The 25,739-nt window shown below is 71.7% G+C and carries 21 protein-coding genes and 1 tRNA gene; 14 read left to right on the top strand and 8 right to left on the bottom strand.

Features of this window, described 5'->3' with window-relative positions; translation table 11 throughout:
* Positions 1 to 33: 33 nt before the first annotated feature.
* The 4 genes from ACZ43H_RS21265 to ACZ43H_RS21250 all read left to right on the top strand — a co-directional run bounded on the left by ACZ43H_RS21265 (position 34) and on the right by ACZ43H_RS21250 (position 7,235).
* Positions 34 to 1,590: a M4 family metallopeptidase gene (locus ACZ43H_RS21265; RefSeq protein ID WP_464586280.1), complete on the top strand. Its 1,557-nt coding sequence runs from the start codon at positions 34 to 36 to the stop codon at positions 1,588 to 1,590.
* A gap of 216 nt (positions 1,591 to 1,806) precedes the next feature.
* Positions 1,807 to 2,949, top strand: a complete 1,143-nt coding sequence (locus tag ACZ43H_RS21260; protein WP_464586278.1) for a hypothetical protein — start codon at positions 1,807 to 1,809, stop codon at positions 2,947 to 2,949.
* A 6-nt stretch (positions 2,950 to 2,955) separates the two neighbouring features.
* Positions 2,956 to 5,457 carry a (Fe-S)-binding protein gene (locus ACZ43H_RS21255; RefSeq protein WP_464586276.1) on the top strand — a complete coding sequence of 834 codons (2,502 nt, stop codon included), beginning with the start codon at positions 2,956 to 2,958 and terminating at the stop codon, positions 5,455 to 5,457.
* A 392-nt stretch (positions 5,458 to 5,849) separates the two neighbouring features.
* Positions 5,850 to 7,235, top strand: a complete 1,386-nt coding sequence (locus ACZ43H_RS21250) for an HNH endonuclease (RefSeq protein ID WP_464586274.1) — start codon at positions 5,850 to 5,852, stop codon at positions 7,233 to 7,235.
* A gap of 343 nt (positions 7,236 to 7,578) precedes the next feature.
* Here ACZ43H_RS21250 and ACZ43H_RS21245 read toward each other — a convergent pair whose 3' ends face one another.
* On the bottom strand, positions 7,579 to 7,863 hold the full coding sequence (locus ACZ43H_RS21245; RefSeq protein WP_464586272.1) for a hypothetical protein: 285 nt from the start codon (positions 7,861 to 7,863) through the stop codon (positions 7,579 to 7,581).
* Positions 7,864 to 7,873: 10 nt separating this feature from the next.
* On the bottom strand, positions 7,874 to 9,622 hold the full coding sequence (locus ACZ43H_RS21240; protein ID WP_464586271.1) for a sodium:solute symporter family protein: 1,749 nt from the start codon (positions 9,620 to 9,622) through the stop codon (positions 7,874 to 7,876).
* A gap of 192 nt (positions 9,623 to 9,814) precedes the next feature.
* Here ACZ43H_RS21240 and ACZ43H_RS21235 point away from each other — a divergent pair, with 192 nt between their 5' ends.
* From ACZ43H_RS21235 to ACZ43H_RS21225, 3 genes are all read left to right on the top strand, one after another.
* On the top strand, positions 9,815 to 10,360 hold the full coding sequence (locus ACZ43H_RS21235; protein ID WP_464586269.1) for a toxin-antitoxin system HicB family antitoxin: 546 nt from the start codon (positions 9,815 to 9,817) through the stop codon (positions 10,358 to 10,360).
* A gap of 168 nt (positions 10,361 to 10,528) precedes the next feature.
* Positions 10,529 to 11,353 carry a DUF4097 family beta strand repeat-containing protein gene (locus ACZ43H_RS21230; RefSeq protein ID WP_464586267.1) on the top strand — a complete coding sequence of 275 codons (825 nt, stop codon included), beginning with the start codon at positions 10,529 to 10,531 and terminating at the stop codon, positions 11,351 to 11,353.
* 45 nt (positions 11,354 to 11,398) lie between these two features.
* Positions 11,399 to 11,548 (top strand): hypothetical protein, encoded by a 150-nt coding sequence (locus ACZ43H_RS21225; RefSeq protein WP_464586266.1) that lies wholly within the window; start codon positions 11,399 to 11,401, stop codon positions 11,546 to 11,548.
* Positions 11,549 to 11,622: 74 nt separating this feature from the next.
* Here the strand turns inward: ACZ43H_RS21225 and dcd are convergent, their stop codons facing one another.
* On the bottom strand, positions 11,623 to 12,198 hold the full coding sequence (dcd, locus tag ACZ43H_RS21220) for a dCTP deaminase (protein ID WP_379179802.1): 576 nt from the start codon (positions 12,196 to 12,198) through the stop codon (positions 11,623 to 11,625).
* A gap of 110 nt (positions 12,199 to 12,308) precedes the next feature.
* On the opposite strand from dcd, the gene ACZ43H_RS21215 reads away from it, so the two are divergent.
* The 5 genes from ACZ43H_RS21215 (at position 12,309) to ACZ43H_RS21195 (ending at position 16,739) form a co-directional block, all read left to right on the top strand.
* Complete coding sequence (locus ACZ43H_RS21215) at positions 12,309 to 13,115, top strand: SGNH/GDSL hydrolase family protein (RefSeq protein WP_464586263.1); 807 nt, start codon at positions 12,309 to 12,311, stop codon at positions 13,113 to 13,115.
* A gap of 36 nt (positions 13,116 to 13,151) precedes the next feature.
* A tRNA-Gly gene (locus ACZ43H_RS21210) sits at positions 13,152 to 13,227 on the top strand.
* A gap of 192 nt (positions 13,228 to 13,419) precedes the next feature.
* Positions 13,420 to 14,742, top strand: coding sequence for a C39 family peptidase (locus ACZ43H_RS21205; protein ID WP_464586261.1), 1,323 nt, complete (start codon positions 13,420 to 13,422; stop codon positions 14,740 to 14,742).
* Positions 14,742 to 15,932, top strand: coding sequence for a hypothetical protein (locus ACZ43H_RS21200; protein WP_464586259.1), 1,191 nt, complete (start codon positions 14,742 to 14,744; stop codon positions 15,930 to 15,932). The genes ACZ43H_RS21205 and ACZ43H_RS21200 overlap by 1 nt, the downstream gene beginning before the upstream one ends.
* Before the next feature lie 144 nt (positions 15,933 to 16,076).
* The gene (locus ACZ43H_RS21195) at positions 16,077 to 16,739 is read left to right on the top strand and encodes a DUF2461 domain-containing protein (RefSeq protein WP_464586257.1); all 663 of its coding nucleotides are present in this window, start codon (positions 16,077 to 16,079) and stop codon (positions 16,737 to 16,739) included.
* A 6-nt stretch (positions 16,740 to 16,745) separates the two neighbouring features.
* Here ACZ43H_RS21195 and ACZ43H_RS21190 read toward each other — a convergent pair whose 3' ends face one another.
* Together ACZ43H_RS21190 and ACZ43H_RS21185 are read right to left on the bottom strand one after the other, a co-directional pair.
* A complete protein-coding gene (locus ACZ43H_RS21190) occupies positions 16,746 to 17,576 on the bottom strand; it encodes a hypothetical protein (protein WP_464586255.1) in 831 nt (276 codons plus the stop codon).
* 7 nt (positions 17,577 to 17,583) lie between these two features.
* Positions 17,584 to 18,090: a SigE family RNA polymerase sigma factor gene (locus ACZ43H_RS21185; protein ID WP_464586253.1), complete on the bottom strand. Its 507-nt coding sequence runs from the start codon at positions 18,088 to 18,090 to the stop codon at positions 17,584 to 17,586.
* 136 nt (positions 18,091 to 18,226) lie between these two features.
* Here ACZ43H_RS21185 and ACZ43H_RS21180 point away from each other — a divergent pair, with 136 nt between their 5' ends.
* Complete coding sequence (locus tag ACZ43H_RS21180) at positions 18,227 to 19,321, top strand: hypothetical protein (RefSeq protein WP_464586251.1); 1,095 nt, start codon at positions 18,227 to 18,229, stop codon at positions 19,319 to 19,321.
* Positions 19,322 to 19,325: 4 nt separating this feature from the next.
* On the opposite strand, the gene ACZ43H_RS21175 is transcribed toward ACZ43H_RS21180, so the two are convergent.
* Positions 19,326 to 19,784: an RrF2 family transcriptional regulator gene (locus tag ACZ43H_RS21175; RefSeq protein ID WP_379179817.1), complete on the bottom strand. Its 459-nt coding sequence runs from the start codon at positions 19,782 to 19,784 to the stop codon at positions 19,326 to 19,328.
* 41 nt (positions 19,785 to 19,825) lie between these two features.
* Positions 19,826 to 20,725, bottom strand: a complete 900-nt coding sequence (locus ACZ43H_RS21170) for a sulfite exporter TauE/SafE family protein (RefSeq protein ID WP_464586249.1) — start codon at positions 20,723 to 20,725, stop codon at positions 19,826 to 19,828.
* 208 nt (positions 20,726 to 20,933) lie between these two features.
* Between ACZ43H_RS21170 and ACZ43H_RS21165 the strand changes: the two genes are divergently transcribed.
* Positions 20,934 to 22,808: an acyl-CoA dehydrogenase gene (locus ACZ43H_RS21165; RefSeq protein ID WP_464586248.1), complete on the top strand. Its 1,875-nt coding sequence runs from the start codon at positions 20,934 to 20,936 to the stop codon at positions 22,806 to 22,808.
* A gap of 9 nt (positions 22,809 to 22,817) precedes the next feature.
* On the opposite strand, the gene ACZ43H_RS21160 is transcribed toward ACZ43H_RS21165, so the two are convergent.
* Positions 22,818 to 25,586: a cation-translocating P-type ATPase gene (locus tag ACZ43H_RS21160; protein WP_464586246.1), complete on the bottom strand. Its 2,769-nt coding sequence runs from the start codon at positions 25,584 to 25,586 to the stop codon at positions 22,818 to 22,820.
* Positions 25,587 to 25,739 lie beyond the last annotated feature (153 nt).

Genomic DNA, 25,739 nt, shown 5'->3' with positions numbered 1-25,739 from the left:
CCTCCACCCCCACCACCCCCGAGGAGCTCGTGCATGAAGCCCATGCTGGCTTCTGCCCTTGCGCTGGGCTGCGTATCCGCAGCCATGGTCGCCACGGCAGGAAACTCTCAGGCAGCCCCCTCCCACCAGGACCGCGGCGCGGCGAGCATCAGCGCCGCCCGAGCCAATGCCGAGCGGCACGCCGGCGTCGGCGCCGGTCAGGGCCTGGTGGTGCGCGACACCGTGCTGGACGCAAGCGGCGCCAGCCACGTCCGTTTCGAGCGCACCTTCCACGGCCTCGAGGTGGTGGGTGGTGACTTCGTGGTCCACCAGGCCAAGGGCGGGGCGTTCCGCTCGGTCACCGGCCGCACCATGAAGCCGTTCTCCGTCCCCACCACGGCGTCGGTCAAGGCACAGGAGGCCACCCGCAAGGCCGCCGCCACGGTCGACTTCGCCAAGACCAAGGCCGCTCCCGAGCTGGTCGTGCTGGCCGAGCACCGCGCCCCCACGCTCGCCTGGCGGGTCGACGTGACCGGTCGCAACGCCGACGGCTCGCCCGCGGGCGAGTACGTCTTCGTCGGCGCCCGCTCCGGGAAGGTTCTCGACAACTGGGCCTCGACCCTCGAGGACACCGGCTCCGGCACCGGCGTCGTCGACGGCACGGTCTCCCTCGACACCACGCTGTCCGGCTCGACCTACCGGATGGTCGACCCGGTGCGCGGTGGGAACGCGACGTACAACGGCCCGCTGAGCAACACCTCCACGCCGATCTTCACCGACGCCGACAACGTGTGGGGCAACGGCTCCACCAGCGACCCCGCCTCGGCCGGCGTCGACGCCCACTACGGCATCGCGAAGACCTGGGACTTCTACAAGAACACCTACGGCCGCAACGGCATCGCCAACGACGGCAAGGGCGCCCGCTCGTTCGTGCACGACGGCGCCTACGTCAACGCCTCGTGGAGCGACTCCTGCTTCTGCATGCGGTACGGCGATGGCGACTCCACCACGCTGCCGCTGGTCGCCCTCGACGTGGCCGGCCACGAGATGAGCCACGGCGTCACCAGCCGCACCGCCAACCTCACCTACCGGGGCGAGTCCGGCGGCCTGAACGAGGCCAACTCCGACATCTTCGGGACGATGGTCGAGTGGTACGCCAACAACGCCAACGACGTCCCTGACTACGTCATCGGCGAGGAGATCTACCGCTCCTACAACCCGGCCACCAACTACATCCGCCGGATGGACAAGCCGTCGCTCGACGGCGGCAGCCTGGACTGCTACTCCACCCGCGCGAAGTCCGTCGACGTCCACTACTCCTCGGGCATCGCGAACCACTACTTCTACCTGCTGTCCGAGGGCAGCGGCGCGAAGACGATCAACGGCATCTCCTACAACAGCCCGACCTGCAACGGCCTCGCCGTGACCGGCATCGGCCGGGACGCGGCCGCCAAGATCTGGTACCGCGCGCTGACGGTCTACATGACCTCCAGCACCAACTACGCCGGTGCCCGCGTCGCCAACGTCAACGCGGCCACCGACCTGTACGGCGCCAGCTCGGCGCAGGTCGCGGCCGTGAAGGCTGCTTGGACGGCCGTCGCGGTGAAGTGACGCGCTGATCCGCATCGACGAACGGCGGCCGGTCCTCGGGGACCGGCCGCCGTTCGTCGTACCACCCGGCGTACACCTGTCCACCGCGAAGTTACCTGCGGGTAGGATCCGTCTCACAGCCTTCGGGGACTGACGTGGGCGAGCCCGCCGCCCTAGGCTCGCGAAACGCGTCCCGAACCGATGACGTTCAGCCGCCTCGACGAGGAGCAGTAGTCCATGCAGATCTTCGCCATCGTTGTCTCACTCGCGATCGCCGCGGTTGGCATCGCCCTGTTCGTCAGGGCCATCCGCGAGATGATCGCGGTGATCAAGGTGGGAACGCCGACCAGCCGCAGCGACAACCCCGGCAGCCGGACCGTCACGCTCCTCAAGGAGTCGCTCGGCCACACGCGGATGCTCCAGTGGACCCTCGTGGGCGCGGCCCACTGGTTCGTCTTCATCGGGTTCGGGCTGCTGTTCTTCACCCTCGTCACGGCGTTCGGCCAGCTCTTCGACGCGCACTTCGCGCTGCCGCTGATCGGCCACTTCTTCCTGTGGGAGTGGGTCTCGGAGATCGTCACCGGGATCATGATCGTGGCGATCATCGGCTTCATCGCCTACCGCGCCAGCCGGCCCAGGGAGCGCGAGCGCGGCCCGCGCGGCCGACTCTGGGGCTCCACCATGTGGCAGGGCTTCTTCGTCGAGGGCGTGATCCTCGGCGTCGGCCTCTGCATCGTGCTGCTGCGCGGTCTCGAGTACGCCCTGCTCTCGCACGGCGGCGAGCACGCCGACAACGCCTCCGCGTTCCACTTCCCGCTGACCTTCTGGCTCGGCGAGGCGTTCTCCGGGATGTCGGTGTCGACCACCGAGAACCTCATCTACCTGATCGCGATGCTCAAGATCGTCATCTCGTTCGCGTGGATGATCACCATCTCGCTGAACCTCACCATGGGCGTGGCCTGGCACCGCTTCCTGGCGTTCTTCAACATCTGGTTCAAGCGCGAGTCCTCCGGCCGTACGGCGCTGGGCGCGGTCAAGCCGCTCACGTCCGACGGCAAGGCGATCACCCTCGACGACATCGACGACCTCGACGAGGACTCGGTGCTCGGTGTCGGGTCGATCGAGGACTTCAGCTGGAAGGGCATCCTCGACTTCACCTCGTGCACCGAGTGCGGCCGCTGCCAGTCGCAGTGCCCCGCCTGGAACACCGACAAGCCGCTGTCGCCCAAGCTCCTGATCACCGCGCTGCGCGACCACGCGTACGCGAAGGCGCCGTACCTCCAGGCCTCCGAGGAGGAGCGTCCGGCGCTGCTCGAGGGCAGCGACACCCTGACCCGCGAGGCCGAGCGGCCGCTGATCGGGGAGACCGGCGACGACTGATTCTACATGCCCGAGGACGGCTCGGCGGTCATCGACCCCGACGTGCTGTGGTCCTGCACCTCCTGCGGCGCCTGCGTCCAGCAGTGCCCCGTCGACATCGAGCACGTCGACCACATCGTCGACATGCGCCGTTACGCGATCCTGGTGGAGTCCAACTTCCCGGCCGAGCTCAACGGGCTCTTCAAGGGCCTGGAGAACAAGGGCAACCCGTGGAACATGTCGCCGAACGCGCGGATGGACTGGGCCAAGGGTCTCGACTTCGAGGTCAAGGTCGTCGGGGAGACCATCGAGTCGCTCGACGAGGTCGAGTGGCTGTTCTGGGTCGGCTGCGCCGGCGCCTACGAGGACCGTGCGAAGAAGACCACGCGCGCCGTCGCCGAGCTGCTCGACATGGCCGGCGTGAGCTTCGGCGTGCTGGGCAACGGCGAGACCTGCACCGGTGACCCGGCCCGCCGCGCCGGCAACGAGTTCGTGTTCCAGGGCCTGGCCCAGCAGAACGTCGAGACGCTGAAGGAGGCGAAGGTCAAGAAGGTCGTCTCGACCTGCGCCCACTGCTTCAACACGCTCAAGAACGAGTACAAGGACTTCGGCATCGAGCTCGAGGTCGTGCACCACACGCAGCTGCTCAACCGTCTCGTCCGCGAGGGCCGGCTGACCCCGGTGAAGGACGGCGCCGGCGCCGCCAAGCGCTCCATCACCTACCACGACCCCTGCTACATCGGCCGCCACAACGGCGTCTACACCCCGCCGCGCGAGCTTCTCCAGGTCCTGCCCGGCGCCGAGTTCGTCGAGATGGAGCGCAACTCCGAGCGCTCGTTCTGCTGCGGCGCCGGCGGTGCCCGGATGTGGATGGAGGAGAACCTCGGCGAGCGGATCAACGTCAACCGCACCAAGGAGGCCGTCGGCACCGGCGCGGACCAGATCGCGGTCGGCTGCCCCTTCTGCCGGGTGATGCTCTCCGACGGGCTCACCGCCGAGCAGGCCAAGGGCGAGGCCCGCGAGGAGGTCGAGGTCCTCGACGTCGCGCAGATGCTGCTCGCCTCGGTGAAGGGCGAGAGCGCGACCAAGCTCCAGCCGGGTGCCGCCGCGGCAGCCGGTGCGGGTGCCGGTGCCGGTGCTGCGGCAGAGGCCCGGTCGGTGGAGACCAAGGCCGAGCCCGAGGCCGGCGACGAGACCCGGACCGAGGAGACCGTCACCGCGACCGAGGACGCCGGGCCGGCCGCGAAGGCCAGCGGCGGGTCCTCGCTCTTCGACGAGCCCGAGACCAAGGAGGAGCCGGCGAAGACGGCCGCACCCGACGCCTCGGTCGAGCAGGAGGCCAAGGCCGCCGCTTCCTCGGGTGGGTCGCTCTTCGACCTCGGTGGGGACGAGCCCGCGGCCGAGACTGCTCAGGCGGAGCCTGCCCAGGAGGAGCCCGCCAAGGCCGAGCCCACCAAGGCGGAGCCCAGCAAGGCTGCCTCCGAGCCGGACCTCGGCTCGGGTGGTTCGCTCTTCGACCTCGGGGGTGATGAGCCGGAGGCGAAGACCAAGGCCGAGCCCGAGACCAAGGCCGAGCCGGCTGCAGAGCCGGAGCCCGAGCCTGCCCCGGAGCTCGCGGCCGAGACCTCGGCGAGGGCCACTCCGGCCAGCGAGATCCCCTCCGGCGGGTCGCTCTTCGACATCGAGGCCCCCGAGCCTGCGGCGGCGGCCACCAAGGCCGAGCCGGCGGAGCAGCCGGCGGCCGAGACCGAGCCGGCAGATGCCGAGGCCCCGGCCTCGGCCTCGGAGGCGGCGTCGACCGGGGACGAGCCGAAGGCCGCGCAGCCAGCTGCGAGCTCGGCACCGGCCACCGACATTCCCGAGAGCGGCTCGCTCTTCGACATCGAGGCACCCGAGCCCGCCGCTGCGCCCGCTGCCCAGGCAGCGCCCGAGCCTGCTGCAGAGCCGGAGCCCGAAGCCGAGCCGGAGGCCGCGAAGCCTGAGGCCGAGCCTGCCGCCGAGGAGGCCAAGCCCGCGGAGCAGCCGAAGACGACGCGTCCGGCCGCGAGCGCCGCACCAGCCGCTGAGATCCCCGAAGGCGGTTCGCTGTTCGACATCGAGGCGCCCGAGCCGGTGGCGACCCAGGCCGAGGCTGCGCCCCCGGCCGAAGCGGAGCCCGAGGCCCCGACCGCCGAGCCCGAGGGCCAGGGGGCGTCCGAGGCCGACACCTCCGACGAGGACTCCCCGGCCGAGGGACTCAGCGCCGGTGCCGCCATCAGCGCGGCGGCCACGGCTGCGGCCAGCTCGGCGGGCGACGAGGAGCCTGCCGGCCAGGCGCAGGACTCGAGCACCGAGGAGGAGCCCGAGACCGCACCCGAGCCGGAGGCCGCCGCTTCGACGGAGAAGGCGGAGCCGGCCGAGGCACCGGCCGAGGCACCGGCCGAGAAGGCTGCGGAGGAGAAGAAGCCCGCGCCGTCCAGCAACGGCGAGGCTCACCAGCCGAAGACCGACGTCGACATCAACGAGTCCGGCTCGCTCTTCGATCTCTGATCGATCCCCCACCCGATGGCGGTGGTTCCTGGTCACCTGGTGGCCGGGAGCCACCGCCATCTGGATTTCTGGGGAGGTCGGCTTCGGTCTGCGCTGACTGCCGGCTCTACGGCTGCTTTGGGTTGCGGCCCTGGCTGGCTACCGGCGAGGTCCGCTTCGGTCGGCGCCGGCTCCCGGGTTCGGGGTGTGCGGTTTGGTCACCAACCGCATCGAATCTGGCCGATCCGGTGGAGTCTGTGACCATTCGGCGAGGGTCCCTGCGGCTGCCCCCAAGAGCGCCGCCAAGACGTTCAACCTGCTCCTCGAAACTTTCTTCGGAAAGCATCTCGCTGGACGAGATATCCACAGGTCAGGAGCCCGGGACTGTCGGCGCCTACTGGTTGAGTCAAGTCATGGAGCAGCAGCCGACCGACACGACGACCAGCCCCGCCGGGGTGGCCACCGCCGCGGCCGCGCTGCTCACCCAGCTCGGCGAAGTGCTGTGGGCCGCCAAGACCAGCGACGAGCTGGTCGACGTGGTCGCCGCGCTGGAGCAGGTCCGCTCCAAGGTCGCGGCCGTGCAGGCGCCGGTGCTGGCCGAGATCGACGCCCGCGGGGTCGCCAAGACCCAGCTGGCGTGGGGGTCGACCGCGGCGTGGTTCACCCACCTCGCCGGCCTGCACCACGCCGAGGGCCACCGCACCGTCCGCCAGGCCAACGCGTTGGTCTCGGACTACCCGGACACGCACGCGGCCCTCGCCGCGGGACATGTGTCGCCGGAGCAGGCGTCGGTCATCGTGACCGCGGTCGACAGGCTCCCCCTCAACCCGACCGTCCGGGCCGCGGGCGAGGCCGCGTTGCTGGCCGAGGCGGGCCGGTTGAACGCCACCGACCTGGCCACCGTCGGCAAACGCCTCGACGTCCTGGTGGACCCGGACAAGGCCGAACGGAAGCTCGAGGCCGCGCTGGACCGGGAGGACCGGGCCGCGCACCACCACCGGTACCTCGCCATCACCGAGGACGGCGCCGGCGGCATCCGGCTCCGCGGCCGCGGCACCGTCGAGGACGCCGCCCTGATCAAGGCCGCCCTCCTCCCCTTGACCAAGCCGGAGCCGGCCAAGGATGTCGAGGACCCGGACTGCCAGGTCGAGAGGGATCCCCGTGACCACGGCGCCCGGCTGTGGGACGCCCTGGTGCAGACCGCCCGGCACGCCCTGACCACCGACCTCCCACCCGACTGCCACGGCGCCCGCCCCCGGGTCGCGGTCACCGTCACCCTCGAGACCCTCCGGGGGCAGATCGACTGGGCCACCCTCGGCACCACCACCGACACCACACTCGACGCCACCACCCTGGACGCCGCCACCCCGTTCGGTGGGGTGACCGACGACGGCCTGGAGCTCACCCCGGCCGTGGTGAGGCGGCTGGCCTGCGACGCCGACATCATCCCCATCGCCCTCGGGGGCAGGGGCGAGGTCCTCGACGTCGGACGGGCACATCGACTGGTGACCCCGGCCCTGTGGCGGGCCCTGATCTGCCGCGACCGACACTGCGCCTTCCCCGGCTGCACCCGACCACCCGTGATGGGCCACGCTCACCACATCACCCCGTGGTCCGAGGGCGGCGACACCAAGCTCGGCAACCTCGTGCTCCTGTGCGGCCACCACCACCGCACCGTCCACCACACCCCCTGGGAAGTGCGGATCAGCAGCCACGACGGCAGGCCGGAGTTCCTCCCACCCCCCAAGCCCGGCCACCCACCCGACCAGTGGACCAGATCAAGACCCCGACGCGAGTAGGCCAACCGTGCACCCGGGGCAGCGGCAGCAGTGGACGACACCGAGCTCGAGCACGCTCAGGGACCGACAACCACCTCAGTAGAAAAGGGGCGAAGGAGAGGCAGCCGGCCAGGCGTGGCCCGCAGCCGCGAACCGCGCGCGAGGAGCGTAAAAGCGAGCGAAGGCGCCGAAATGGAGCCCAACCCCAGCGGCGAGGGACCGGCGCCGCAGCGAAGCAAGCGACGGCGCACGGTCCGCGGCGGAGGGCCACACGAAGCCAGCAGGGAGCCACAGCAACAAGAGGGCCCGGCCACCGCCGGAGATCGACAGTGACCGGGCCCAAGAATCAGCTCAGACCAGAGCGTCAGTGCGCATCCATGTGCCCCGGACCGGGATCGGCCGCAGCATCCTCCGGCACGACGACCGGCCGCAGCTTGGCCCAGGTCATGAAGATCGCGGCGGCGACGAGAAGGGCGATGCCCGTCCAGAGGTTGGCGTTGACGCCACCGGTCTTCTCGTCCTGCGGGTCGGCGAAGACGCCGAGCAGGAACAGGATCACGCCGTAGATCCCGAGCAGGCCGCCGATGATGTTGCGGATGTCCAGCAGACCGGCGTTGTGGCCGCTGCGGGCGGTGGAGTGGGTCGACATGTCGTCCTCCTCAGAAGGCGGCGTTCAGGGCGATGACCATGACCAGCGCGAGTCCGGCCAGCGGCAGGGTCCGGCGGTACCACGGGTACGACGCCTCGTTGGCGTCCACGAGGTCCTCCCGGGGGGTCTCGGAGTAGACCAGGCCCTTCAGCTCGGCGGAGGGCTTCGGCTTGGTGACCAGCGAGACGACGATGCTGAGCACGATGTCCACGACGAACGCCACGCCTGCGGCGAGGAACGCCGCGCCCTGGCCGCCGACGGGGATGACGCCGGTGCTGGCCGAGCCGAAGGCGTCCTCGCTGAGGAACGCGATCGCGACGGCGGAGAGCGTGCCGGAGACCAGACCCACCCAGCCCGCGGTGGAGGTCATCCGCTTCCAGAACATGCCGAGGATGAACGTCGCGAACAGCGGGGCGTTGAAGAACCCGAAGAGGGTCTGCAGGTAGGTCATGATGTTGCTGAAGTTGGCGGCGATCCCGGCGGTGAAGATCGCGATGATCGTGGCGCCGACGGTGGCGATCCGGCCGACCCGCAGGTAGTAGGTGTCGTCACGCCCCTTGACCAGGTAGTCGCCCCACAGGTCGTAGCTGAAGACCGTGTTGAACGCCGAGATGTTCGCGGCCATGCCGGCCATGAACGCGGCCAGCAGGCCGGCGATGGCGAGCCCGAGCAGGCCATTGGGGAGCACGTCGCGCATCAGCAGCAGCAGCGAGTCGTTGTAGGTGACTCCCTCGCCCGACGAGCCGCCCGGGACCGTGCCACCGGCCTTGACCTTGGCGATCTCGGTGACCAGCACCGCGGCGATCATGCCGGGCAGGATCGTGATGAACGGGATGAACATCTTCGGGAAGGAACCGATGATGGGTGTCTTGCGCGCTGAGGAGATCGAGTCGGACGCCATCGCCCGCTGGACCTCGACGAAGTTGGTGGTCCAGTAGCCGAAGGAGAGCACGAAGCCCAGGCCGAAGACGATGCCGATCACCGACAGCAGCGAGGAGTCGAAGCCGGAGAGCGCCTGACCGGGCCAGGAGTTGAGCTGGTCCGCGGCGGAGGGCGCGCCACCCTTCCCGGCGGCGTCGGTGAGCTTGTCCTTCAGCCCGTCCCAACCGCCGACCCGGTGCAGCCCGAGCAGCGTCAGCGGCAGCAGGGCCGCGACGATGACGAAGAACTGCAGCACCTCGTTGTAGATCGCGGCCTTGAGCCCACCGAGGGTGATGTAGGAGAGGACGACCACCGCGGCGACGATGAGCGCGATCCACAGCGGCCAGCCGAGCATCGCGTGCACGATGCTGCCGAGCAGGTAGAGGTTGATGCCCGCGATCAGCAGCTGCGCGATCGCGAAGGACAGCGAGTTGACCAGGTGTGCGCCGGGCCCGAAACGACGGAGCATGAACTCGGGGACCGAGCGCACCTTCGAGCCGTAGTAGAACGGCATCATCACCACGCCCAGGAAGAGCATGGCCGGGATGGCGCCCACCCAGAAGTAGTGGACCGTCGGGATCCCGAACTCGGCGCCCGAGGCCGACATGCCCATGATCTCGACCGCGCCGAGGTTGGCAGAGATGAACGCCAGCCCGGTCACCCAGGCGGGCATCGACCGACCGGACAGGAAGAAGTCGAGGGACTCGGAGACCTGCCGGCCGGCCATGAGACCGATGCCGACGACGAAGCCGAAGTAGATGACGAGGATGAGGTAGTCCACGGCGTTCGCCTGGATGAGCGTGTCGCTCGCGAGAACCGTGATGCCCGAGTCAGCCAATGCGCTGCCTTCCGTGCGTGTTCGGGGTCTTGACGCGCCCCACACCGTAGACCCGAGCGGGGGAACTCGTCCCCCTCTGGTACCCCGATCCGTGACGGCTGACACCATCGCGCACCACGTGACGTCACCGGATGTCAAAGATGACGTCATGAACACTTGACATGACGTCATTATGGCGTCAAAGTGATGCACATGGACATCACGCCGTACATCGACAGCCTCCGACGGGACCTGGTCGCGGCCGCCGAGGCCGCCGGCCCGGAGACCAGGCAGGCGGCCGAGCGCCTCACCTTCGCCCTCGACCCGGCCGCGCGGCTGGCGCTGATGGAGGCCGTCTCGCAGGCCGCGGCCGAGATCACCGCCGAGATGCCCGCCGGCGGCGTGGACGTCCGGCTCAGCGGGCGGGAGCTGGACTTCGTCGTCCACGCGGCTCCCCCGATGCCGCCGACCCCGCCGGCGCCGCCGGCACCTCCCGCCGGAGAAGAGGCCGAGGAGGACGGGACCATCGCCCGGATCACCCTCCGGATGCCCGAGTCGGTCAAGGCCCGGGCCGAGGAGCTCGCCGCCCGGTCCGGCCACTCGCTGAACACCTGGCTGGTCAACATCGTCCGCGCCGCCACCCGCGAGAACGTCGTCGACGTCGACCTCGACCTGTCCAGCATCCCGTTCCTCGGCGGCGACCCGTTCGGCGGCAAGGGCCCGGGCCGCGGCAACCGGAGGATGACCGGCTGGGTCTGAGCACCCGACCCCCGAGCCACCCACCGTCAGCTCCACCGACGGGACCAGCAGCAGGCTGGTCCCGCGGACAGACACACCCTCGAGCAGCACCCCAGCACCCCAGCACCCCAGCACCACCCCAGCAGCACCGACACCCACAGCACGACCGACACCCACAGGGGAGAACAGATGTCCGAGTACCACTTCGAGACCCACCGTCCGGTCAGCCTCCTTGTCGAGATCGGCAAGGGCAGCGTCAAGGTCCTCGCGGCCGACACCACCGAGTCGTACGTCGAGGTCACCGGCCGCGACGCCGAGTCGGTGCGGGTCGAGCAGACGGGTGACCAGATCAGCGTCGTCGCACCCAAGATCCGCTCCGGCTTCCTGGCCGGCGACAGCCGCCTCGACGTGACCGTCACCGTCCCCACCGACAGCGAGCTCGTGGTGCGCACCGGCAGCGCCGACATCACCGTCGACGGCGCCGTGAGCACCAGCCAGCTGCGCAGCGGCTCGGGCGCCGTCCACGTCGACACCTTCGACGGCCCCTCCGTGGTGGAGACCGGCTCGGGCGACATCCGGATCGACGAGGCGCACGGCGAGCTGCGCGTGAAGAGCGGCTCGGGCGACGTCAACATCGGCAGCACCGGCGCCAGCACCGCGGTCTCGACCGGGTCCGGCGACGTCGAGATCGGCACCAGTGTCGGCCCGACGGTCGTGAAGACGGGTTCCGGGGACCTCCGGGTCGTCGACTCCCGCAGCGACGTCTCGCTGACCACCGGCAGCGGCGACCTGCAGATCGGCGCGGCCCGGCGCGGCCGCGTCACCGCCAAGGGAGCCTCCGGCGACGTACGTCTCGGCATCCCCGCGGGCGTGCCGGTGTGGACCGACATCTCCACCGTGTCGGGCGCCATCCGCAGCAACCTGCAGGGCGCCGGCCAGCCGGAGGAGGGCGCCGACCACGTCGAGGTCCGCGCCAAGACCGTCAGCGGCGACATCGTCCTCACCGAGGTCTGAAGCCCACCCCCGACCCCGCACACCCCACCAGCAGAGGAGCCCACGATGAGCACCCACTACCTCGTCGAGACCGACGCCCGTCAGCAGATCGCGGAGCGGATCGCGCGGGCGTCGGCCCCGCGGATGCCGCACGTGCCCCAGCGGCACCGCGTCGCCCAGCGCCTTCGCCGCGTCGCCGACCGGATCGACACCTGACCGGTCACCGGTGGACCGTCCGCCATCCCGAGACGCCGGTGCCCGACCGTCTCAGGCCGCCAGGCGCGGTGGCGTCAGATGTCGGTGCGGTGGAAGTTCTGGAACGACCGCGACGGGGTCGGGCCCCGCTGGCCCTGGTAGCGCGAGCCGTACTTCGCCGAGCCGTACGGGTGCTCGGAGGGCGAGGAGAGGCGGAAGAAGCAGAACTGCCCGATCTTCATGCCCGGGTAGAGCTTGATCGGCAGCGTCGCGACGTTGGCCAGCTCCAGGGTGACGTGCCCCGAGAAGCCAGGGTCCACGAAGCCCGCGGTGGCGTGGGTGAGCAGCCCCAGGCGACCCAGCGACGACTTGCCCTCGACCCGGGCCGCGATGTCGTCGGGCAGCGAGACCACCTCGTAGGTCGAGCCGAGCACGAACTCACCCGGGTGCAGGATGAACGGCTCGTCGCCCTCCGGCTCGACCTGGCGGGTCAGGTCGGACTGGTCCGCCGCGGGGTCGATGTGGGGGTAGCGGTGGTTCTCGAACACCCGGAAGTACCGGTCGAGGCGCACGTCGATCGACGACGGCTGCATCATCTCGGGTTGCCACGGGTCCATGGTGATCCGGCCGGAGTCGATCTCGGCCAGGATGTCGCGGTCTGACAGCAGCACGTGGGCACCCTACCGGCGTCGGCACCGCGACGGTGGCCGAGATCACCGGCCGGAGACCTGACCCGCCCCCGGATCGGATCGCCCTTGTCGCGACCGACGAAGATGGCGCCATGTCGTTCCACCGGTACGTCGCCGTCGGCGACTCGTTCACCGAAGGCGTCGGCGACCCCGACCCCACCCGTCCCAACGGCCTGCGCGGCTGGGCCGACCGGGTCGCGGAGGTCCTCGACCAGCAGGCCGGCGACGCCGGCTTCGGCTACGCCAACCTCGCGATCCGCGGGCGCAAGCTGCACGCGATCATCGCCGAGCAGCTCGACGCGGCGATCGCGCTCGAGCCGGACCTCGTCACCGTGTACGCCGGCGCCAACGACATCCTGCGGCCGCGGGTCGACCTCGACGCCCTCGTCGCGGACTACGACCGCGCCCTCGAGCGGCTCGCCGGCACCGGCGCCCGCGTGCTCGTGTGGACCGCCTTCGATCCCGGCGGCTCGGCGATCTACCGGCCGGTCCGCGGCCGGTTCGCCCTCTACAACGAGCTGGTCCGGGAGAGCGCCGACCGGCACGGCGCGACCGTCGTCGACTTCTGGCGGCTCAAGGAGTACCGCGACTGGCGCTACTGGGACGAGGACCGGATGCACATGGGCCCGGCCGGCCACCAGCGGATGGCCATCGAGGTGCTCGACGCGCTCGGCGTGGACCACGGTCTCGAGCCCCTCCCCCTGCGCGACCTCGACGCCCCGTCCCGGCGCGAGCAGCTGCGCGAGAACCTCGACTGGGCCCGCGAGGCGGCACTGCCCTGGGTGCACCGCCGCCTCACCGGGCGCTCGTCCGGTGACACCGTCAGCCCCAGGTACCCGACGCTCGCGCGACTCGCCGTACCCCTCTCCTCCCGGCCCGTGTCCCCGGGCGGCGAGTGATGAACTAGCATGTGCGCCGACCGGTCCGCCGGTCGTGCGGATGTAGCTCAGTTGGTAGAGCGCGACCTTCCCAAGGTCGATGTCGCGAGTTCGAGTCTCGTCATCCGCTCCACGAGCAGCTCCTGGGGAGCGCGAACCGGAAGCCGCAGGTCCAGCCAGATCGGAACCTGCGGCTTCTGGCATTTCCTCTCGACACCGGTGGACGACGCCTCCGTGAGTGCTGTGACTCGTGGGTCACTTGACGTCTTGCGTGACCAACGGGGACAGTGGTACGTCAAGTCGTCGACGTGTCTCGAGGATCCCGATGTCCCGCCCCCGCCCCCGCACCCTCGCCATCGGCGCCCTCGCGCTGCTCCTCGCCGCCGCCCCGTTCGTGCCGCGCGGCGGTGACGACGACGGCGCCCTGCTGCCCTCGGGCGACCAGGAGCAGCGCGCCCTCGCGCCGGCCGACACCGCTCCCCTGGGCGCGGTGACCCCCGAGAACCAGGCCGAGATCGACCGCGTGCTCGCGCAGGGTCGGGCTGCCGCCCGGACCCTGGGCCGGGTGCCGGTGGCCCAGGAGCCCGACCGGCTCGCCGACGCCCTGGTCCGCTGCGCGGACTTCGACGGCCAGCGCTACTGCCTGCACTCCGGCTGGACCGAGGACTCCGAGACCGAGGTCCAGGCCCGGATGGCGACCGCCGCCCGCGCGGTGGCGTCCCGCCCGCAGAGCACGACCACGACCGGCGACCTCGACGAGCTGGCCACCCTGCGGCGGCTGGCCCGGATGAACCCGACCGCCCGCGAGGCCCAGGAGCGTTCCGAGCTCACCCTCGCCGCCCGGTCCGTGGCCAAGGTGTGGCTGCTGCGCCACGAGATCGAGGGCGTGCCGATCCCGGCGGAGTTCCTGGCCGCCCACCCCGAGGCCACCACCGCGGCCTCCACCGCGACCACCGCCCCGGCGACCGCCGAGCCCGCGGCGCGCACCGCGTCCGCGTCGCCGACCGCGAGCTCCTCGCCCACGGCGAGCGCCACGCCGACCAGCGACCCGAACAGCCAGCAGCGCAAGCACCGTCGGGACTACCCGCGGCGCTCGGTGGTGCTCGACCCCCAGCAGGTGGCCGAGCAGCAGCGCACCTACTGGTGCGGCCCCACCACCATGCAGATGATCGCCTGGGGCTGGAAGGACAAGGACCTCGGCCAGGCCCACTGGGCCGACAAGCTCGGCACGACGACCGGCGGCACCGCGATCACCGACATGGTCAGGGTCGTCAACGCCAGCACCGGCTGGGACCGCGCGGACCACGCCGGCGCCTACATCACCCTCGACATCGGCAACTACACCTTCGGGAAGTGGCAGCTGCTGCTCTTCCGCCACATCCACGACTACCGTGCCCCGGTGGTCCTGCACCCGATCCTGCTGAAGAAGTACTACCCCTACCTCGACGACGACGCGTCCGGGCACTTCCAGGCCGGCCGCGGCTACGACAAGCGCGGCAAGAAGCCCAACCAGATCGGCTACTTCGAGCCCTGGAACCAGCAGCGGTTCGACCCGTCCGAGCCCTACATCGCCCGCGTGCAGTGGCGGTCGGCGTACCGGAGCTACCGCGCCAACCTCGCCCACTTCCAGCACAACATCGGCGTCTGATGCCGGTGGCCCTGCGCCGGTACGCCGTTCCCGCGGCGGCCCTGCTCGCCGGTCCCCTGCTGATGCTCTCGGCGTGCTCCGACGGCGAGGGCGACACGACGGGCGCCACCCCGGCGACCTCGTCCGCGTCGTCCACCCCGTCCGGGAGCACCAGCCCCTCCCAGGACACCAGCCCGTCGACGAGCGGCAGCCCGTCCGCAAGCTCCGACGGCTCCGTCGTGCCGCCGGGCGGGACCGCAGAGAAGCCCGCCGTCCTCGGTGCTGCGACCCGGCTCCTCGACTGGAAGCGGCTGCCGGGCTCGGTCGACGACACGGTCACCCGGAGCGGTGACTGGACCCTGACCGTGGACGAGGCGAGCAAGGAGGCCCGCATCGAGGGGCCCGGGTCCGGCTCCGGGATCGCCGCCGGCCCGCGACAGACCATCTCCGACGCCCTGATCGACCGGGACTACGCCGTCGTCGTGCTCCAGGACAAGCAGGAGACCCGGCCGAGCAGCGCGCAGGTCGTCGACCTCCGCAGCGGCAAGAGCTTCACCGTCGACGGCGGTTCCGACGTGCCGACCACCAACGGTGGCACCTGGGCGCTCGGGGACGGCACCCTGGTGCACGCCACCATCCACCGGGGCTCCTACTGCGCCGCCACGGTCGACCTCGCGACGAAGCGGTCGACACTGGGCTGGTGCGCTCCCGCACGCCACGGCTTCAACAGCGCCCGGATCACCCCGGCGGGCACCTCGCTGCTGACCTTCGACGACTCCCAGCCGGCCTGCCGCACCGTCGTCGAGCTCGACGGCACCGACGTCACGCCGTTCGAGGGGGTCCCGGACTGCAAGGGCTGGGACGGCCTGGTCGTCGACGGCGGGGCGGTCTGGTCGGTCATCCCGCGCGAGCGCGAGATCGAGACCGCGCACGTCTACGCCCGCACCGGCGACGGCTACTACGACCTCGGCCCGGCCACGTCGGGGTCGCTGACCTGGTGCGGCGACGCGGCGTACTTCTCCCGTGACCCGCAGCGCGACGCCGACCCGGCCCGGCTGATGCGCTGGAACGCCGAGGACGGGCTCGAGGTCGTCTACGAGTCCGCCGGCGGGCGCGCGTTCCTGAGCACCCCACGCTGTGGCGGCGACTCCATCAGCATCACCGCCCTCGCCGAGTCCGGTGACGAGCAGGTCGGCGCGCAGATCGACTGACGCGGGCCGCGTCATGGACCGCGGCCCCGCCCGTTCCACCCGTGTCGGAGCGATCCGGCACCCGGACGCGGGGTGGTGGCGTCTCAGCGGCACGCCATCATCCCGCCCCGCGGCCCCTGCCCGCCCGGACCGTAGGGTGGCCGGGTGAGCCCAGCAGCCGAGCCCGCCTTCACCGGCATCCCGGTGGCTGCCCTGGACTTCTACGACGACCTCGAGGTCGACAACACGAGGTCGTTCTGGGAGAAGCACAAGGCCGTCTACGACGAGTCCGTGAAGGCGCCGATGACCGCCCTGTGCGCCGCGCTGGAGCCGGAGTTCGGCCCCGCGAAGGTGTTCCGCCCCTACCGCGACGTGCGCTTCGCCAAGGACAAGACGCCGTACAAGACCCACCAGGGTGCGTTCGTCGCAGCCGGGCCCGCGACGGGTTGGTACGTCGAGGTGTCCGCACGCGGGGTCCGCACGGGCGCCGGCTTCTACGAGGCCAGCTCGCCGCGGCTGGCCGCGATCCGGTCGTCGATCGACGACGAGCGCCGCGGCACCGACCTCCAGCGCATCCTCGACGCGCTGGCCGCCGCCGGCTGGGACGTCGGCGGCGACCGGCTCAAGACGACGCCCCGGGGCTACGGCGCCGACCACCCGCGGATCGAGCTGCTCCGGCACCGCTCGCTGACGGTCGGGCGGTCGCACGGCTTCGAGCCGTTCATCCACACCCCGGAGCTGCTCGACGTCGTCCGCGACGACTGGCGCGCGCTGCGGCCGCTCGTGGAGTGGGTGGCCGAGAACGCCGAGCCGCGTGCGAGCGCCTGACCCGGATCAGGAGAACCAGGCGTCACTGCCGGCCACGCTCGCCAGGTCGTCGAACGACAGCGGAGGGGCATCCATGAGCGGCGCGGTGTCCTTGCCGTCGGCAGCGTTGTAGGACAGCACCGACACCTGGAAGCCGTTCTGCCACACGGTCGCGCCCTGCGCGGTCACCTGGTCCGCCGTGGTCGGCCCCCACGTGAGCAGCGGGTCCCCGTCCGCGTCGGTCGAGCACGTCGTGCCCTTCCCCCCGGCCCGGCAGGCCTGCTGCGGGTTCGCTCCGGCCCGCTCGATGACCACGGTGGTCAGGGTGCCCTGCCAGCTGAAGTGCGCGACCAGATCGTCCGGCCCGGACGCCGAGGAGTACGGCGCCGCGGTCCTCAGCTCGCCCGCGCCGTCCCGGCCGAGGATCTCCGCCACGGTGGCCGGCACGTCCCGGGCAGTGACCGTGATGGTGCCGCTCAAGGTCGGCGGAGGCATCGACACCGACGCGGACGGCGGCGTCGAGATCGAGGCCGAGGGCGGCGTGGACACCGACGGCTCCGAGGTCGGCGTGGGGAGAGGTGTCGACGACGGGGGCGCCGACGGGGTGGGCGAGGGCGTGGGGTCGCTCGCCACCGACGTCGAGCCGGCGGGGTCCCCACCCCCGAGAGGTACGACGACCGCCCCGACGCCGATGACGCCGAAGACGGCGAGCGCGGCGGCCGCCGTACCGGCTCGCTGGCGGCGGCGCAGGGCGCGGCCGCGGGTGATGCCCGCTGCGACGAGGCGCTGCGGGTCGGAGGGAGACGGCGGCGAGCCCTGCACGAGGAGCTGGCCGATGTGCTCGTCCTGGTGGTCCATGACTGTCCTATCGGTGGTGGAGGAGGTCGACGAGCGAGGGTCCGAACACGGCACGCAGCCGCTCCAGGGCTCGCAGGGTCCGGCTGCGCACCGCTCCCTGGCTGCACCCGAGGACCTCGGCCACCTCGGCGACCGGCCGGTCGTCGAGGTAGCGCAGCACCAGCACCGCACGGTCCAGCGGCTGCAGCTCCCCGAGCGCCCCTGCCAGCGCGACCCGCAGGTCGGTGTCGTCACCCCGGGCCGCGAGCTCGACGGGCGCCTCGATCGGACGCTCGTGCGTGCTCGAGCGCCGCTGCGCGCTGATGAAGACCCGCACCAGGCAGGTCTGCGCGTACGCAGCCGGGTTCTCGATCGGGCGCCCGAGCTTGCGGTGCCAGCGCACGTAGACCTTCGCCAGGGTCTCCTGGACCAGGTCCTCGGCACGATGCGCGTCACCGCACAGCAGCCAGGCCGAACGGTGGAGCTGCGGGATCCGCGCGAGCGCGAACTCCTCGAACTCCTGGTCCTTCGTCATCTCTCTCCTCAAGGCTGGCGTCACTCCGTACGACGCCGTCCGCCCGGGAAACGTCACAGCGAAATGTCACACGGTCCGGACCGGGCCGTCACGCCGTGTTCACCGGCGCGGTGCCGAGGACTGTGAGCGTGGGGCCATGGCACGACGCACCGTCCACCTCCACGTCGGACTGCCCGGGACCGGCGGGGACACCGTCCCCGCTGCCCTCGCCAGGCACACCGAGGCCCTGCGCGCCCAGGGCATCTGCGCCCCCGCCGGGGCCGACGAGATGCTCCGGGCCGCGCTGGAGATCACGCGCCGGCACCGGACCCACGGCCTCCGACGCAGGGACGTCGAGGGCAGCTGGGCAGCGATCTGCCGCCGCGCGCACCGCGAGAAGGGCCCGGTGGTGCTCGGCCACGAGCTGCTCGCCGCCGCCACCCCCGAGCAGGTGGCCCTGCTGCTCGACGGGCTCGCCGGGTTCGACGTGCACGTCCTCGTCACCGCGACCGACCCCGCGTCGCAGCTGGCCTCCGGGTGGCGTCGCGTCCTCGCGGCGGGCGGCACGACGTCGTACGCCCGGTTCCGGCGCCGGGTGCTCGACCCTGCCCGCGACCACCCGCAGGCGCGGGAGTTCTGGGCGACGGCCGACCTGACGGCGGTGGCCGCGCGCTGGGCCGCCGCCCTCGGCGACCCACGCCGCGTGCACGTCGTCGTCCCCCCGGCCGGGGCCCACGACCCGCGGCCGGCGATCTGGCAGACCCTGGGCGAGCTGGTCGGCTTCGAGCCGCTCGCCCTGCCCCACGACGAGATGTCGCTCGACGACGTCGCCGCCGCGGTCGCCCGCGGGCTCAACGACGCCCTCGACGGCCGGCTCGGGCCGGTGGAGCACCGGGAGGCGGTCGCCCACTACCTGGGGGACGCCGCCTGGAGCGGGCCACGCGCCGTCCCGCCGGCCACGGCGTACGCCGAGCTGCGGGCGATCGCCCTCCTCTGGAGCCGCCAGGTGACGGCCAGCGGGTACGCCGTCATCGGGGACCTCGCCGACCTCGCCCCGGCCGAGCCGGTCGCGGACGGCCCCGAGGGCGGGCCGGCGCTGGAGGACGTGCTGGCCCGGACGACCGACGCCCTCGCGGACCTGGTGGTCGAGACCACCCGGCTGCGTCAGCGCGCCGCCGAGCTCGAGGCCCGCAACCGGTCCCTGGAGACGCGGCGGCTGCGGCTCGCACCGCGACTGACCCGAGCCTCCTGACGGCTCAGTGCGGCTGCCAGGCGTCCTCATCGGCGGTCCGGGTGGTGACCGCGCGGGGAAGCTTGCCGTCGGCGAGCTGCTGGATCGAGACCTGCTCGAACACGTCGCGCAGCGAGCGCCGGGCGGCGATCCACACGTGCTGGAGGACCTGCGCGGACTCGTTGTAGCTGACCGCCTCCGGGCGCAGGCCGTAGACGGAGACCAGCGGCCCGTCGACGGCCCGGATCACGTCGGCGACGGAGACCGTCTCGGGGTCACGACCCATCCGCCAGCCGCCGGACTGGCCGCGCTGGGAGATCACGATGCCGGCCTTGCGCAGGTCCGCGAGGATGGCCTGGAGGAAGCCGTGCGGGATCTCCTGGAGCCGGCCGAGCTCCTCGGCGCTGACCGCGCGACCGTCCTGGCGTGCTGCCATCTCGATGAGTGCGCGCAGCGCGTAGTCGGACTTGGCTGAAACCCGCATGGGTGCAGTCTGTCAGATTTGTCGATCCAGACACTCGACCATCAGGCGGTGGCGTGCGTCGGACTCCTCCGGGCGACGCGTTCGGCGTCCGCCTGCTCGAGCTTGACCGCCCACGCCACCCACAGCACCCACAGGGTGAAGACGACGGCGGCCAGCAGGCCGCGGGTGACGCCCGAGGCGTCGAACCAGGCGCCCAGGGTGGTCAGGTTGGTCAGCACGATCAGGCCGCCGGCGCTGACGCCGAGCACCCGGGCCGGGAGGTAGCGCACCACCAGCGCCGCCACCGGCGCGGCGAGGCAGCCGCCGACGAGCAGCGCGCCGACGAAGGCCCAGTCGACCCCCTGGCGACCGAGGGCGACCAGGAACCCGAGGGACCCGCCGACGGACACGACGAACTCGGCGGTGTCGACGGAGCCGATGACCTTGCGCGGCTCCAGCCGCCCCGACGACAGCAGCGTGGTGGTGCCGACCGGCCCCCAGCCGCCGCCACCGATGGCGTCGAGGGCGCCGGCGAGCAGCCCGACCGGCGCCAGCAACCGGGCACCGGGGCGGCCCCGGAACCGCAGCCGCCCCGGACCCACCGACAGGAAGCGCCAGGTGACGTAGCCGCCGAGGACGAGCAGCAGCGCGGCCACGACGGGCACCGCGACGTCGGCGTCCAGGCTGACCAGGAAGGTGGCGCCGACGAACGCACCCACGAAGCCGGGCACCGCGAGGATCCCGACGACCCGCCAGTCGGTGTTGCCCAACGTGAGGTGCGAGATGCCCGAGACGAGCGACGTGCCGATCTCGGAGAAGTGGACCGCAGCGGACGCGGCCGCCGGGCTCAGGCCGCCCGCGAGCAGCAGGGTCGAGGAGGTGACGCCGTACCCCATGCCGAGCGCGCCGTCGACCAGCTGCGCCACCAGCCCGGTGAGGGCGAGGACGACGAGCGTGCGCACGACACACCTCCGGATTAGATACTTTGTCGTTCTAATTAGTAGACAATTCGCGATCCCTGTCAACGGTGGGCGCCGCCGGCGCCCCTCGCTGCGACCCGGAGACGCGGGTCACCCCGCCTTGCTTCGCCCGAAACGCGCTTCTATCATTGAAGTTACCGGCCAGTAGAACTGGTGCTGACCGGCTCCCCGACATCGAGAAGGTGGATCCGTGAGCCACTACAAGAGCAACCTCCGCGACATCGAGTTCAACCTCTTCGAGGTGCTCGGTCGCGACGACGTGCTGGGCACCGGCCCGTTCGCGGAGGTCGACGGCGCAACCGCGCGCGAGGTGCTGGCCGAGGTCGACCGGCTCTCTCGCGAGGACCTCGCCGCGTCGTACGAGGACAGCGACCGCAACCCGCCGGTGTTCGACCCGAAGACCAACGAGGCCCCGATCCCGGAGTCCTTCAAGAAGAGCTACCAGGCCTGGATGGACGCCGAGTTCTGGCGCCTGCAGATCAACGAGGAGCTCGGCGGCACGCCCGCCCCGTCCAGCCTGGTCTGGGCGATCGGCGAGATGGTGCTCGGCGCCAACGCGCCGGTGTGGATGTACGCCGCAGGTCCGGCGTTCGCGGGCGTCGTGCACCGCAACGGCAACGACCGTGACAAGCGCATCGCCCAGCACATCGTGGACCGCGGCTGGAACACCTCCATGGTGCTGACCGAGCCCGACGCCGGCTCCGACGTGGGCGCCGGCCGCACCAAGGCCACGCCGAACGACGACGGCTCGTGGAACATCGAGGGCGTCAAGCGCTTCATCACCTCGGCCGAGTCCGACCTGTGCGAGAACATCATCCACCTCGTCCTCGCCCGCCCGGTGGGCGTCGAGGGCGCCGGCGGCCCGGGCACCAAGGGCCTCTCGCTGTTCATCGTCCCGAAGATCCACTTCGACCACGAGACCGGCGAGCTGACCGGCGAGCGCAACGGCGTCTACGTCACCAACGTCGAGCACAAGATGGGCATCAAGGTGTCCAACACCTGCGAGCTGACCTTCGGCGACAGCGCCGTGGGCGGCGGCGAGCCGGCCCGGGGCTGGCTGCTCGGCGAGGTGCACGACGGCATCGCGCAGATGTTCCAGGTCATCGAGAACGCCCGGATGATGGTCGGCACGAAGGCGATCGCCACCCTGTCGACCGGCTACCTCAACGCGCTGGACTTCGCCAAGGAGCGCGTGCAGGGCGCCGACCTCACCCAGGCGGCCGACAAGACCGCGCCTCGCGTCACCATCACCCACCACCCGGACGTGCGTCGCTCGCTGATGACGCAGAAGTCGTTCGCGGAGGCCATGCGCGCGCTGGTGCTCTACACCGCCTCGTGGCAGGACAAGGTGATGCTGGCCGAGCACGCCGGTGAGCGCGACGAGCTGGCCGAGAAGGTCAACGACCTGCTGCTCCCGATCGTCAAGGGCTACGGCTCGGAGCGCTCGTGGGTGCTGCTGGGCACCGAGTCGCTGCAGACCTTCGGTGGCTCGGGCTTCCTGCAGGAGTACCCGCTCGAGCAGTACGTCCGCGACGCGAAGATCGACACGCTCTACGAGGGCACCACCGCCATCCAGGGCCAGGACTTCTTCTTCCGCAAGATCGTCAAGGACCAGGGCAAGGCGCTGGGCCACCTGGCCGGCGAGATCCAGTCGTTCATCGCCAGCGAGGCGGGCAACGGTCGGCTCAAGGTCGAGCGGGCGCTGCTCGCGACCGCCCTCGAGGACGCCAACGCCATCGTGGGCGCGATGATCAACGACCTGATGTCGGCCGACGCCAGCGCCGAGGGCGGCGACCTGCGCAACATCTACAAGGTCGGGCTCAACACCACCCGCCTGCTGATGGTGCTCGGCGACGTCGTCTGCGCCTGGCTGCTGCTGCGCCAGGCCGAGGTCGCGCTGGAGAAGCTCGGTGGGGACCCGGGCAAGGACAAGACGTTCTACGAGGGCAAGGTCGCGGCCGCGCAGTTCTTCGCGCGCACCAACCTGCCGCGCCTCACCGCCGAGCGCGCCATCGCCGAGGCGACCGACCTGTCGCTGATGGACCTCGACGAGTCCGCGTTCTGACCTGACGCCTCACGCCTCGACCCGCTCGCGTCCCACGGACCGGGCGGGTCGAGTCGTGTCCGGGGCGGGACGCCGACGGGACCGACGCCAGAGCTCGTCGGCGCCCCACACCAGGACCGGCAGCGGCAGCAGCGCGACGACCTGCCACGCCTGCGGGGCGGTGGTGCCGAAGATCGGCTGCAGCCACGGCACCAGGACCACGCAGGCGGCGAAGGCCACCTCGAAGGCGATGCCCCACAGCAGCAGGGGGTTGCTGAACAGCCCGATCTGCCACAGGGACGCGTGCTCGGTGCGGGAGGCGACGGCCGTCCCGATCTGGCAGGCCACGATCCCGAGGAAGCTCATCGTCGTGGCCTGGACCCACACGTGGTGCAGCGACGACCCCGACGAGACGTCGTCGCCGAGGCTCCACCCGCCCTGCACGAGGGTGGACAGGAACAGCAGCAGCACCAGGGCGGCCGAGACCCCGCCCATCAGGCCCCACGCACGGAACAGCATCGGGCCGTCGATGACCCCTTGGCCGCGGCGTCGCGGAGGACGCTGCATGATGCCCGGCTCCGCCGGCTCCCGGCCCAGGGCCAGCGCGGGGAGCGTCTCGGTGCCGAGGTCGATCGCGAGGATCTGCATCACGGTGAGCGGCAGCGGGACCTGCCCTCCCGAGAGGGCATAGACCAGGAAGGGCACGGCCTCCGGGGTGGCGTGCGCGAAGATGTAGACGATGAACTTGCGGACGTTGTCGTAGACCCGGCGCCCCGCCTCGACCGCGGTCACGATCGTCGCGAAGTTGTCGTCGGTGAGCACCATGGTCGCGGCCTCGCGGGCCACGTCGGTGCCCGACCGGCCCATGGCCACCCCGATGCCGGCCTTGCGCAGCGCCGGCGCGTCGTTCACGCCGTCACCGGTCATCGCCACCACGTGGCCCTGGTGCTGCAGGGCGTCGGCGATCCGCAGCTTCGCCTCCGGGGAGCTCCGGGCGAAGACCAGCTCGCGGTTCTCGGCCAGCAGCGTGTCGAGGTCGGCCTCGGGCATCACCTCGAGCTCCGCACCGGTGACCACCCGGGTGTGCTCGTCACCGATGCCGACCTGCTGCGCGATCGCCCTCGCGGTGAGGCCGTGGTCGCCGGTGACGACCAGCAACCGGATGCCGGCGGTGTGGCAGCGCGCCACGGCGTCGCGCACCTCCTTGCGCGGCGGGTCGACCATGGCGACCAGGCCCAGCAGCGTCAACCCGGACTCGGCCTCCTCGCGGGACAGGCCGGAGGCGTCCGTGCCCGGGAGCGTCCGCTCGGCCAGGGTCAGCACGCGCAGGCCGTGCTCGGCCCAGCGGTCGGTCAGCGCGGCCACCTCGCGTCGGCGCGCCTCGTCGAGCCCGGTGTCCCCGGTCCCGGTCTCCCCGGTCCCGGTCGCCACCCGCGTGCACCGCGGCAGCAGCTCCTCGGGGGCGCCCTTGGCCCGCAGCAGCAGCCGACCGTCGACGAGGTCGACGGTCGACATCCGCCGCAGCACGGGGTCGAAGTGGAACTGGGCGCGCCGGGTGGGGTGGTCGACGGTCGACGGCACGCCCACGTCGGTGGCGAGGTAGAGCAGGGCCAGCTCGGTCGGGTCCCCCTGCTTCCGCTCCGGGTCGGCGGGGTCCCAGCGGGCGTTGTTGCAGACGCTGCCAGCGGTCGCGAGCCGACGCAGCAGCTCGGACGGGGTGGTGGAGTGCCGGCCGAGGAGGTCGAGCTCGCCCCCGGCCGTCCAGACCCGCACGGTCCGCATGCTGTTGAGCGTCAGCGTGCCGGTCTTGTCGGTGCAGATCACGCTGGTCGAGCCGAGGGTCTCCACCGCGGAGATCCGCTTGACCAGCGCCCCTTCCCGGGCGAGCACCCGGACGCCGAGCGCGAGTGCCAGGGTGATCGTGGGCAGCAGGCCCTCGGGCACGTTGGCCACGAGCAGGCCGATCGCGAAGTTCACGGCGTCCTGGAGGCTGAGGCCGGCCAGCAGCGTCCCGAGGGGGATGAACCCCAGCCCCAGGCCGAGGGCGACCAGGGCGATCAGGCGGGCGACCCGCTTCACCTGCTTCTCGAGCGGGCTCTCCTGGTACTCGCTGCGCTGGGACAGCGCAGCGATCCGCCCGAGCTCGGTGCTCATGCCGGTGGCGAAGACGACCGCGGTCGCCTCCCCCTGCGTGCAGTTCGTCCCGCTGAAGACGATGTCCGCGGCCTCCAGCAACGGGCCGTGGTGGAACCCGGTCAGCGGGGCGCGCAGCACCGGCATCGACTCCCCGGTCAGGGTGGAGATGTCCATCTCCACGGATCCCGACAGCAGCCGGGCGTCGGCCGACACCCGGTCGCCCTCGACCACCACGATGACGTCGCCCGGCACCAGGTCGCGCGCGTCGACCGTGCGCACCTCGCCGTCGCGGCGCACGGTCGCCTGGGGCGGCAGGTACGCCGTCAGCGCCTCGACCGCCTGCTCGGCGTGCCGCTCCTGCACGAAGGCGAAGAGCGCGTTGATCACCACCACGAACACGATGGCCAGCGCCAGCGGCGGCGTGCCGCCGACCCAGGCGAGGACCGCCGCCACCCACAGCAGCAGTGCCAGCGGATGCACCAGCTGACGGCCCAGCTGCCCTGGCCAGGTCCGCCCGCGCCGGCGTACCAGCTCGTTGGGTCCGCTCACCTCGAGGCGACGGGCGGCCTCGCGACCGGTCAGGCCCTCGCGGTGGCTGCGCAGGTCGCGCAGCAGCCGGTCGAGGGCCTCCTCGGGGTCGATCCGGTGCGGCGTCTCGCTCACCCGGTCCCCTCTCCACGTCGGTGGCTCCCAGCAGAACCGGTCGCGGGGTGCCGGGGCAGGGTCGAAGGTCAGCGGGGCGCGTGCGGGCGCCGGTCGCGTTTCCCGGTGCCGGGACGCGGGCAGACTCCGGCCACGGTGGCCGCACCCCCGTCG

The organism is Nocardioides sp. DN36 (assembly GCF_055380375.1).
This window is presented reverse-complemented; position numbering and strand designations above follow the sequence as displayed.

Bases quoted from the DNA above. Each gene is read 5' to 3' on its own strand.
- ACZ43H_RS21230 (WP_464586267.1), top strand. From the start codon at position 10,529: ATGTCCGAGTACCACTTCGAGACCCACCGTCCGGTCAGCCTCCTTGTC.
- ACZ43H_RS21205 (WP_464586261.1), top strand. From the start codon at position 13,420: ATGTCCCGCCCCCGCCCCCGCACCCTCGCCATCGGCGCCCTCGCGCTG.
- ACZ43H_RS21190 (WP_464586255.1), bottom strand. From the start codon at position 17,576: ATGGACCACCAGGACGAGCACATCGGCCAGCTCCTCGTGCAGGGCTCG.
- ACZ43H_RS21215 (WP_464586263.1), top strand. From the start codon at position 12,309: ATGTCGTTCCACCGGTACGTCGCCGTCGGCGACTCGTTCACCGAAGGC.
- ACZ43H_RS21245 (WP_464586272.1), bottom strand. From the start codon at position 7,863: ATGTCGACCCACTCCACCGCCCGCAGCGGCCACAACGCCGGTCTGCTG.
- ACZ43H_RS21185 (WP_464586253.1), bottom strand. From the start codon at position 18,090: ATGACGAAGGACCAGGAGTTCGAGGAGTTCGCGCTCGCGCGGATCCCG.
- ACZ43H_RS21235 (WP_464586269.1), top strand. From the start codon at position 9,815: ATGGACATCACGCCGTACATCGACAGCCTCCGACGGGACCTGGTCGCG.
- ACZ43H_RS21225 (WP_464586266.1), top strand. From the start codon at position 11,399: ATGAGCACCCACTACCTCGTCGAGACCGACGCCCGTCAGCAGATCGCG.
- ACZ43H_RS21180 (WP_464586251.1), top strand. From the start codon at position 18,227: ATGGCACGACGCACCGTCCACCTCCACGTCGGACTGCCCGGGACCGGC.
- ACZ43H_RS21260 (WP_464586278.1), top strand. From the start codon at position 1,807: ATGCAGATCTTCGCCATCGTTGTCTCACTCGCGATCGCCGCGGTTGGC.
- ACZ43H_RS21250 (WP_464586274.1), top strand. From the start codon at position 5,850: ATGGAGCAGCAGCCGACCGACACGACGACCAGCCCCGCCGGGGTGGCC.
- ACZ43H_RS21200 (WP_464586259.1), top strand. From the start codon at position 14,742: ATGCCGGTGGCCCTGCGCCGGTACGCCGTTCCCGCGGCGGCCCTGCTC.
- ACZ43H_RS21265 (WP_464586280.1), top strand. From the start codon at position 34: ATGAAGCCCATGCTGGCTTCTGCCCTTGCGCTGGGCTGCGTATCCGCA.
- ACZ43H_RS21255 (WP_464586276.1), top strand. From the start codon at position 2,956: ATGCCCGAGGACGGCTCGGCGGTCATCGACCCCGACGTGCTGTGGTCC.
- ACZ43H_RS21175 (WP_379179817.1), bottom strand. From the start codon at position 19,784: ATGCGGGTTTCAGCCAAGTCCGACTACGCGCTGCGCGCACTCATCGAG.